This window comes from Gluconacetobacter sacchari (assembly GCF_014174255.1).
Taxonomy (GTDB): Bacteria; Pseudomonadota; Alphaproteobacteria; order Acetobacterales; family Acetobacteraceae; genus Gluconacetobacter; species Gluconacetobacter sacchari.
Genome location: NZ_JABEQJ010000074.1, coordinates 1 through 3,244, shown reverse-complemented (window position 1 = coordinate 3,244; position 3,244 = coordinate 1). Strand labels below are relative to the sequence as shown.

At 68.2% G+C, this 3,244-nt stretch carries 4 protein-coding genes; all 4 read right to left on the bottom strand.

Translation table 11 applies throughout. The features are described from left to right. On the bottom strand, positions 1–637 hold a 637-nt coding region (gene phoU / locus HLH48_RS22600), incomplete at its 3' end, for a phosphate signaling complex protein PhoU (RefSeq protein ID WP_182999697.1). 25 nt (positions 638–662) lie between these two features. Beyond that, the gene (pstB, locus tag HLH48_RS22595; RefSeq protein ID WP_182999696.1) at positions 663–1,436 is read right to left on the bottom strand and encodes a phosphate ABC transporter ATP-binding protein PstB; all 774 of its coding nucleotides are present in this window, start codon (positions 1,434–1,436) and stop codon (positions 663–665) included. A gap of 31 nt (positions 1,437–1,467) precedes the next feature. Continuing rightward, positions 1,468–2,340 (bottom strand): phosphate ABC transporter permease PstA, encoded by an 873-nt coding sequence (pstA, locus tag HLH48_RS22590; RefSeq protein WP_182999695.1) that lies wholly within the window; start codon positions 2,338–2,340, stop codon positions 1,468–1,470. Between the two features lies 1 nt (position 2,341). Then, the coding region (gene pstC / locus HLH48_RS22585; protein ID WP_182999694.1) for a phosphate ABC transporter permease subunit PstC at positions 2,342–3,244 on the bottom strand (903 nt) is incomplete at its 5' end.

Here is a 3,244-nt window from a genome sequence, read left to right as displayed (position 1 = left end):
AATAGACGCGTTCGGCGATGTTGGTGGCATGGTCGCCGATCCGCTCCAGGTTCTTGGCGATGAACAGCAGATGCGTGCAGGACCGGATGGTACGCGGGTCCTCCATCATGTACGTCACCAGTTCGCGGAACATCGCGGTATACAACTCGTCCACCGCCGCGTCCGACTGCCAGACCTCGACCGCCCGTTCGCTGTCGTGCTGGCTCATGGCGTCGATCGCGCGGCGCAGGTTCTCCTGCACCAGCCGCCCCATGGTGCGCAGCCCGCCGGGCGAAAGCCGCGCATCTCCCGCATCCAGCCGCAGCGTGCGGCGCGCGATGCTGGCGGCGCAGTCGCCGATGCGCTCCAGGTCCCCCGAAATCTTCATCGCCGCCACGATCTCGCGCAGGTCGCCCGCCATCGGCGCCCGCAGCGCCAGCAGGCGGATCGACAGGGTCTCGATCTCGCGCTCCAGCTCGTCCACCTGCGGGTCGCGCTCCGACACTTCCATCGCCGCGTCCTCATCCCGATCGATGATCGCGGCCATCGCCATCACCATCTGGCTTTCGACGATTCCTCCCATCCGCACCAGCATGCCCCGAACCTGGTCCAGTTCCTGCTCGTAGCTCCTGACGGTGTGCGCCTGTTCCTTGACCACGGTGCCTCTCCCCTGCCTGGCGCACTCAGCCGAAGCGGCCGGTGATGTAATCCTGGGTCCGCCGCTCGCGCGGGGCGGTGAACATCCGGTCGGCGCTGTCCACCTCGACCAGTTCGCCCAGGTAGAAGAACGCCACCCGATCCGCGCAGCGCGCCGCCTGCTGCATGTTATGCGTCACGATCGCGATCGTGAACTCGCCTTTCAGTTCGTCCAGCAGTTCCTCGATCCGCGCCGTCGAGATCGGGTCCAGCGCGCTCGTCGGCTCGTCCAGCAAAATCACCTCCGGCCGCGTCGCGATCGTCCGCGCGATGCACAGCCGCTGCTGCTGCCCCCCCGACAGCGCCGCCGCGGACGCGCCCAGCCGGTCCTTCACCTCCGCCCACAGCGCCACCCGCCGCAGCACGTCCTCAACCCGACCGTCCATCTCCGAACGCGACAGCCGCTCGTGCAGCCGCACACCGAACGCGATGTTCTCGTAGATCGACATCGGAAACGGCGTCGGCTTCTGGAACACCATCCCCACCCGCGCCCGCAGCACGTTCAGGTCCAGCTCCGACGACAGGATGTTCCGACCGTCGAACAGCACCTCCCCCGTCGCCCGCTGCCCGGGATACAGGTCATACATCCGGTTCAGCACCCGCAGCAGCGTCGATTTCCCGCACCCGGACGGCCCGATCATCCCCGTCACCCGCCGCGCAGGGAAATCCATCGTGATGCCCTTCAGCGCGTGGTTCGCCCCATACCAGAAATCCAGCCCCCGCACCGCCAGCGCCGCGTCCTGCATCACCGTCCCATCCATGATCCAATGTCCCAACCCGTCAGGTTCAGCGTCAGCGCCCGGCACCGGACTGCCGGCTCCATACCCGCACCAGCACGTTCAGCGCCAGCACGCCCGTCGTGATCAGCAGCGCCCCCGTCCACGCAAGCTGCACCCAGTCGTCATAGGCCGACCCCGCATATTGATAGATCGCCACCGGCAGGCTCGCCATCGGCGCCCCAAGGTCCAGCGACCAGTTCATGTTCCCCAGCGACGTGAACAGCAGCGGCGCCGTCTCGCCGGACACCCGCGCCACCGCCAGCAGGATCCCCGTCAGCACTCCGCTCCGCGCCGCCCGCAGGCACACCTGCAACACAACCCGCCATTTCGGCGCCCCCAGCGCATACGCCGCCTCGCGCATCGTCAGCGGCACCAGCCCCAGCATGTCCTCCGTCGTCCGCACCACCACCGGCACAAACAGCACCGCCAGCGCGATCGCGCCCGAAATCCCCGAGAAATGCCCGAACGGCATCACCAGCAGCATATACACGAACAACCCCACCAGGATCGACGGCGCCGACAGCATCATGTCCGACACGAACCGCACCAGGTCCACCACACGCCCGTCGCGCGCATATTCCGACAGGTAGATCCCCGTCAGCAGCCCCACCGGCGTCCCGATCGCCGCCGCGAACCCCGTCTGCACCAGGCTGCCCACGATCGCGTTCGCCAGCCCGCCATTGCTCCCGGGCGGCGCCATCGCATGCACCAGCGTCCCCCACGACAGCCCGGGCAGCCCCCGCACCAGCAGCGTCAGCAGGATCGACCCCAGCGCCAGCAGCACGATCGCCGTCGCCCCGATGCTCAGTCCCGTCGCCACCCGGTCCACCACCCGCCGCCGCAGCGCCAGGCTCCCCGGACGGTTCCAGCCCGCCTTCTCCACCATCTCAGCCCACTCCCCGGCGCATCAGCAGCCGCGAGCAGGCCAGCGTCAGGAACGAGATCACCATCAGGATGAACCCCAGCGCCAGCAGCGACGCCAGCTTCAGGCTCCCCGCCGGGCTCTCGGGAAATTCCAGCGCGATCAGCGACGCAATCGTGTTCCCCGGCGCAAACAGCGACCAGCCGATCCGGTTCGCGTTGCCGATCACGAACGTCACCGCCATCGTCTCGCCCAGCGCCCGCCCCATCCCCAGCATCACCCCGCCGATCAGCGCCGGGCGCGACCAGGGCAGCGTCACGCTGCGCATCACCTCCCACCGCGTCGCGCCCAGCCCATACGCGCTCTCGCGGATCTGCCCAGGCATCGCCATGAACACGTCGCGCATCACCGCGCAGACAAACGGCGTCACCATCACCGCCAGCACCAGCCCCCCCGTCAGCAGCCCCGTCCCATATGGCGGCCCCTGGAACAGCGCCCCGATCCCCGGCACATGCCCCAGATGCACCCGCGCCCATGGCTGCACATACCGCGCCATCACCGGCACGATCACGAAAAAGCCCCACATCCCGAAAATGATCGACGGCACCGCCGCCAGAAGCTGCACCGCCATCCCGATCGGACCCGCCACAACCGCGGGCGCCATCTCCACCAGCCAGAACGCAATCCCGAACGCCAGCGGCACCGCGAACACAAGCCCCAGAACCGTCGTCACCACAGACCCGAACACCGGCGCCGCCGCGCCAAACTGCTCCGAAACCGGGTTCCACACCGTGCTCCACACAAAGCCGGGGCCAAACGACGACCACGCGGAAACCCCACCCCACGCCAAAACCGCAATCAACCCACCCAGAAGAGCAAGCATCAGCCATCCGCACAGGCGCACAAGCCCCGCAAATATCCGGTCGCC